Consider the following 5,864-nt stretch of genomic DNA (forward strand, 5'->3'; position numbering starts at 1 on the left):
TACACCACGCCGCTGGTCGAGTCGGCGAACTGGTTCGACACGCTCATCGGTTGCTCCTTCGGCTCCACAAGGGACGTCTTCCCCAACGACCCGGTGAAACCGCGACGAGCACCGATGTAGCTGATGTTCTCGTGTTGTGCGCGTCTATTGTGCCTTGTGAGGCGCCTGTTGCGCTAGTTCTGTCGATACTCCGCTATCACCGTGTCGGCCAGCACCGGCCACAACGGCTTCGCCCAGTTCCCGAAATCGCGGTCGGTGAGCACGATCAACACCAGCTCCACCGCAGGATCTGCCCAGATCAGCGTGCCGGATTGACCGAAATGACCATAGCTGCCCGGCGAGTTGGACGCACCGGTCCAGTGCGGCGACTTCGCGTCCCGGATCTCGAAGCCCAGCCCCCAGTCGTTGGGCCGCTGCACGCCGTATCCGGGCAGAACACCGTCCAGACCGGGGAACTGCACGGTGATCGCCTCGGCGTGCAGCTGTGCCGACACCGTCGTCGGGCGCAGTAGGTCACCGGCGAACGCAGCCAGGTCGGCGACCGTCGAGGTGGCCCCGAACCCCGCCGCGGCCATGCCGCCGTCGAGCCGGGTGGCCGTCATGCCCAGTGGTTGCAACACCGCCTCGGCGAGGTAACGGTGAAACTCGATGCCCGAGGCCTGCTGTAGGGTTTCGGCCAGCACCGAATAGGCGTAGTTGGAGTAGACACGACGGGTGCCGGGCTTGGCCACCACCCGATCGGAGGACGGCGAAAGCCCTGATGCGTGCGCCAGCAGATGACGCACGGTGGCGCCGGGCGGGCCGGCGGGCGTGTCCAGCTCGACGGCCCCCTCCTCGACGGCGACCTGCACCGCCCGAGCCACCAGCGGTTTGGTCACCGACGCCAGCAAGAACTCGCGTCGGATGTCGCCATGGCCGGCCAGCACCCCCCGCGGGCCGACCACCGCGCCGGCCGCGGTGTCGACCGGCCAGTCGTCGAGAGCGCAGAGAGCATGGCGGGCGGTCACTTGTGCGCGATGTAGTGGTATTTACCCGGGTTGGCATCCAGTTCCTCGACCGCGACGTCGGCGAAGCCGGCGTCGGCGAGCATCGAAGTGGCCAGTTGGCGGCCCCAGAGCGTACCCAGCCCCGCGCCGCCGTAGGCCAGGGACACCGACATGCAGTGCATCGTCGACACGGTATACAGATGAGGCGCCAGCGGCATCCCGATGTTCTCCTCGAGGCGGCTGGAGCCCCGGACGTCCACCATCAGGAAGACCCCGCCGGGCCGCAGCGCGGCATGGATATTGCGCAGCACCCGCGCCGGCTGCGCTTGGTCGTGAATGGTGTTGAATGCGGTGATCACGTCGTAGGCCTGCACCAGATCCACCTCGGCCAGATCACGGCGCTCGAATGCCGCGTTCGCCAGCCCCGCAGCGGTGGCCTCGGCGGAACCCACCGCCAGGGCCTCATCGGAGAAGTCGATCCCGGTGAACCGGCTCGCCGGGAATGCCCGGGCCATCATGTTGACGGCATGCCCACTGCCGCAACCGAAGTCGGCTACGTCCAGGCCCGCCCGCAGCCGCTCCGGCAAACCGGGAACCACCGGCAGGATGTGGTCGATCAGTGCGGTGTCGAACACCTGGGCGCTCTGTTCGGCTTCGATCGCGTGGAAGCGGGGATATTCGCTGTACGGCAAGCCGCCACCGGCGTGGAAGCAATCGACGATCCGCTCTTCGACCTCGCCGAGCAGGGAGATCGACATGGCGACCGCGGCGAGGTTGCGCGGGCCGGCCGCTCTGGTCAACACCGCGGCGCGGTGGCGCGGCAGCACATACGTCGCCGCCGACGGGTCGTAGTCGACGATCCGGCCGGTGACCATGCCGCCCAGCCATTCGCGGACATATCGTTCGTCGAGCCCGGCAGCCGCGGCGATCTCGGCGCTGGTCGCAGGTGCTGACCCGGCCATCGTTTCGAACAGCGAGGTCCGGTGCCCGATGCTGGTCAGAATCGCCACACTGGCATCATCGATGACGTTCACCATCCGCTTGGTGAATCGTTTCGTATCCTCAGTTTCTTGGGCGCCTTCGGCTGGAGCTGTCACACAGGTAGGTTAACCGGCATGGGTCAGACGGTGCGCGGCGTGATTTCCCGGAAGAAGGGCGACCCGGTCGAGCAGGTCGACATCGTCGTCCCCGATCCCGGACCGGGTGACGTGGTGGTCGACATCATCGCCTGCGGGGTGTGTCACACCGACATGATGTACCGCGACGGCGGCATCAACGACAACTACCCGTTCCTGCTCGGCCACGAGGCCGCCGGCACCGTGGCGACGGTCGGCGCCGGGGTGACCACGGTGGCCCCGGGCGATTTCGTGATCCTGAACTGGCGGGCGGTCTGCGGCCAGTGCCGGGCGTGCAAACGCGGCCGGCCACAGTACTGCTTCGACACCTGCAACGCGTCGACACCGATGACGCTGGCCGACGGCACCGAGCTCACCCCGGCGCTGGGCATCGGCGCGTTCGCCGACAAAACGTTGGTGCACGCCGGTCAGGCCACCTTGGTCGACCCGGCAGCCGACCCGGCGGTGGCCGGGCTGCTGGGCTGCGGGGTGATGGCCGGCCTGGGCGCGGCCATCAACACCGGCGGCGTCAGCCGTGACGACACCGTCGCGGTGATCGGCTGCGGCGGGGTGGGCGATGCGGCCATCGCCGGCGCGGCCCTGGTCGGGGCCGAGCGGATCATCGCCGTCGATACCGATGCCACCAAGCTGGAGTGGGCCCGCGACTTCGGTGCCACCCACACCGTCAACGCCCGCGAAGCCGACGTGGTGCAGGCCATCGCCGACCTCACCGGTGGTTTCGGCACGGACGTGGTGATCGACGCCGTCGGTCGCCCGGAAACCTGGAAGCAGGCGTTCTACGCCCGCGACCTGGCCGGAACGGTTGTGCTGGTGGGGGTTCCGGCACCGGAGATGCGCCTGGACATGCCGCTGATCGACATCTTCTCCCGTGGTGGCTCGCTGAAGTCCTCGTGGTACGGCGACTGTCTGCCAGAGCGTGACTTCCCCACCCTGATCAGCCTGTATCTGCAGGGCCGGCTGCCGCTGGAGAAGTTCGTCTCCGAGCGCATCGGACTCGGCGACGTCGAGCAGGCATTCGCCAGAATGCACTCCGGTGAGGTGCTGCGCTCGGTCGTGATGCTATGACCGGCTTCAAGGCCGGCATCGAGCTGGTGGTCACCCACGGCATCTTCGAACTCGACGGCGGCAGTTGGGAAGTCGACAACAACGTCTGGATCGTCGGCGACGATTCCGAGGTGGTGGTTGTCGATGCCGCGCACACCGCCGCGCCCATTGTGGAGGCGGTCGGTGATCGCAAGGTGCTGGCGGTGCTGTGCACGCACGGCCACAACGACCACGTCACGGTGGCCCCGGAGCTGGGCGAGACATTCGACGCGCCGGTGCTGCTGCACCCCGACGATGACATCCTGTGGCGGATGACCCATCCGGACCAGGACTTTCACCCGGTTTTTGACAGCAAGACGCTGACCGTCGCCGGTATGAAGCTGTATGCGCTGCACACCCCCGGACACTCCCCCGGGTCGGTGTGCTGGTACACACCCGACCTGAGCGCGGTGTTCAGCGGCGACACCTTGTTTTCCGGCGGGCCGGGTGCGACCGGGCGCTCGTTCTCGGACTTCCCGACCATCCTGGCGTCGATCTCGCACCGGCTGGGCAACCTGCCGGCCGACACCATCGTCTACACCGGCCACGGCGGCACCACCGGGGTCGGCGACGAGCTGGTGCACTACGACGAATGGGTGGCCCGAGGACGCTGAGCCACTGATCTCCTGCTGCCGCGCGGGCTACGCGCTACGGAGCTTCGGAGGTGGCAGGGGATTCCGGAGCTGGCGGGATAGTGGTGACACCGGGGATTTCCCCCAGCGTGGGCATCTCCGGAGGCGTGGGAATCGCGGGCGGCGGCGGCTGTTCAGGCGGCGGCGGCACGTCATGCGACGTGGGTTGAGAGGTGGGCTCCGTCGGTTGCGGGGTGACGGTCGGCGGCGCCGGTTCGCTGCTGGCAGCGTGCCGCAGTGCGATCACCGCCACCACACCCATGGCCAGCACCGTCAGCGCCACGCCCAGGATCAACGGCACCGGCCGCCGGTACCAGTCGACCTTGCTCCGACCGGAGCCGTTCGGAAACGGTTCGTACCCGCCCGCAGGCTCCGGCGATGTCACCGGATCGGGCCCTGGCGGTGCCGGCCACGCGGGTTCGGTCGGCTGCGGCTGCGGCGATACCGGGGTATCGGGCTGCTGCCATACCGATGGGTCGGGCTGCGGCGGCGGTGCAGACGGCATGGGCTGCGGCGATGGCGGTACCGCCAAGGCCGGCGGCGAGGGTGCAGGTGCGGCCGGAACACCAGCGGTTCCTGGAGCTTCCGGAGCCCTGCCGGTGACTCGCAAAGCGGCACCGATGGCCGCCGCCAGCTGCGGTCGCGACGAGCTGATCACCGCGACGCCAAGACCGTGCGACAGCCCTGCGGTGATCGCCGGAATGTTCGCCCCGCCGCCCACAGCGGCCACCGCCACCAGGTCCGCCGCGGGAATTCTCTTGCGGTTCATGGTCTCCCGCACCGCATCGATGACGCCGTCGAACGGCTGGCGGATCACTTCATCGAGTTCTGCTCTGGTGAACCAGGTGTCACCGCGGAACCCGGGCAGATCGACGGTCACTTCGGTGACCGTGTCCGCTGAAAGCCGCTCTTTGGCGTGGCGGCATTGACTGCGCAGCCGGGTCAACGAACCGACCCCCCCGGTTCCCGGGGCGTCGTCTAATGAGCCGCTGGCGCTCAGATCGGCCACCACGTAGTTCAGCAGCGCCTGGTCGATCACCTCACCGGAGAAATCGGTATACCGCGCAGTGGCACCGATGGGCTGATAGCCGCGGGCGGCGTCGACCAGGGTGATGCTGGTGCCGCTGCCGCCGAAGTCACACACCGCGATGATCCCGGTGACCGGTAGGCCCGGGTCGGCTTGCAGCGCCGTCAGCGCCGCGGCAACGTCGGTGATCAGCGGCAGCGGAGACGGTGACCATTCCGGCACCCGGCTCAGCGCTGTGCCCAACGCGTCCACGGCCGTCGCCGACCAGTGCGCGGGATGGCTCACCGCGACCGCAGCCGGCAGCGGGCGTCCGTCGGTCGCGACGACGGCCAGCGCATGCAACGCGTCGGCCAGCAGCCGCTCGCCACGGCGGGTGGATCCGTCAGTGGCCACCACCGGCGCGGAGTCGCCCACCCGGTTCACGAAGTCGGTGATCACCAGCCCTGGTTCGCCGGGGTCCACCGGCAGCTCGGAGGCCACCCCGACCTGAGGTGAACGGTTTTCATACAGCGTCAGCACGGGCCGGCGGGTGACCGCACGATCAGCGGTGACCGCCGCCAGGGTGGTGGCCCCGACCGACATGCCGATCGCCGTTATCGTCTGGTCCGCCATGATGTCCAATCCCCGGTCTCGCCGGCCTGCGGCTACACGCCAACCACTACAATTTATCGGCAAACACGCCGTTTCCCCGGTATTTGCTCAGCGAATCGTGCCGGCGCCGGCGATGAGTGGCAGGTCGAGCGCGGTCACCCAGCCGGGCGGCAGGTCATTGACCGCGGGAACCGCGTTGAGCGCCCGCATTCCGGTGGCCAGGCAGCCGGCGGTCGCCGCGTCGCGACCGGAGCCGTCGGTGAATCGGAAAGCGGTCTCCTGCGAGATGCTCGGCGTTCCCTCGATGTCGATGCGGTAGACGTCGTCGCGGGTGCCCGACGGCCAGTCCGGGGCCGCGTCACGCCCGATGCGGTTGACGTGCTCCAACTGGATGCGGGTCTGGCCCCGG

5 protein-coding genes and 1 pseudogene are annotated in these 5,864 nt (G+C 68.6%); 2 read left to right on the forward strand and 4 right to left on the reverse strand.

What is annotated here, in order from left to right; translation table 11 throughout:
* Positions 1 to 173 precede the first annotated feature (173 nt).
* Both AC2VON_RS16880 and AC2VON_RS16885 read right to left on the reverse strand, forming a co-directional pair.
* On the reverse strand, positions 174 to 1,007 hold the full coding sequence (locus AC2VON_RS16880; protein WP_486953978.1) for a serine hydrolase domain-containing protein: 834 nt from the start codon (positions 1,005 to 1,007) through the stop codon (positions 174 to 176).
* The gene (locus tag AC2VON_RS16885; RefSeq protein ID WP_486953982.1) at positions 1,004 to 2,023 is read right to left on the reverse strand and encodes a class I SAM-dependent methyltransferase; all 1,020 of its coding nucleotides are present in this window, start codon (positions 2,021 to 2,023) and stop codon (positions 1,004 to 1,006) included. The genes AC2VON_RS16880 and AC2VON_RS16885 overlap by 4 nt, the downstream gene beginning before the upstream one ends.
* 78 nt (positions 2,024 to 2,101) lie before the next feature.
* On the opposite strand from AC2VON_RS16885, the gene AC2VON_RS16890 reads away from it, so the two are divergent.
* Both AC2VON_RS16890 and AC2VON_RS16895 read left to right on the forward strand, forming a co-directional pair.
* Positions 2,102 to 3,187 carry an S-(hydroxymethyl)mycothiol dehydrogenase gene (locus AC2VON_RS16890; RefSeq protein ID WP_486953979.1) on the forward strand — a complete coding sequence of 362 codons (1,086 nt, stop codon included), beginning with the start codon at positions 2,102 to 2,104 and terminating at the stop codon, positions 3,185 to 3,187.
* On the forward strand, positions 3,184 to 3,819 hold the full coding sequence (locus tag AC2VON_RS16895) for an MBL fold metallo-hydrolase (RefSeq protein WP_486953980.1): 636 nt from the start codon (positions 3,184 to 3,186) through the stop codon (positions 3,817 to 3,819). The genes AC2VON_RS16890 and AC2VON_RS16895 overlap by 4 nt, the downstream gene beginning before the upstream one ends.
* 34 nt (positions 3,820 to 3,853) lie before the next feature.
* Here AC2VON_RS16895 and AC2VON_RS16900 read toward each other — a convergent pair whose 3' ends face one another.
* On the reverse strand, positions 3,854 to 5,476 hold the full coding sequence (locus AC2VON_RS16900; RefSeq protein WP_486953981.1) for an Hsp70 family protein: 1,623 nt from the start codon (positions 5,474 to 5,476) through the stop codon (positions 3,854 to 3,856).
* Between the two features lie 87 nt (positions 5,477 to 5,563).
* Positions 5,564 to 5,864: pseudogene (locus AC2VON_RS16905) on the reverse strand (dihydrodipicolinate reductase); the annotation flags it as partial.

The sequence above is a fragment of the Mycobacterium sp. TH-M82 genome (assembly GCF_057473605.1).

Excerpts from the sequence above, each read along its gene's own strand:
- AC2VON_RS16895 (WP_486953980.1), top strand. The coding sequence starts at position 3,184 with ATGACCGGCTTCAAGGCCGGCATCGAGCTGGTGGTCACCCACGGCATC.
- AC2VON_RS16890 (WP_486953979.1), top strand. The coding sequence starts at position 2,102 with ATGGGTCAGACGGTGCGCGGCGTGATTTCCCGGAAGAAGGGCGACCCG.
- AC2VON_RS16900 (WP_486953981.1), bottom strand. The coding sequence starts at position 5,476 with ATGGCGGACCAGACGATAACGGCGATCGGCATGTCGGTCGGGGCCACC.
- AC2VON_RS16885 (WP_486953982.1), bottom strand. The coding sequence starts at position 2,023 with ATGGTGAACGTCATCGATGATGCCAGTGTGGCGATTCTGACCAGCATC.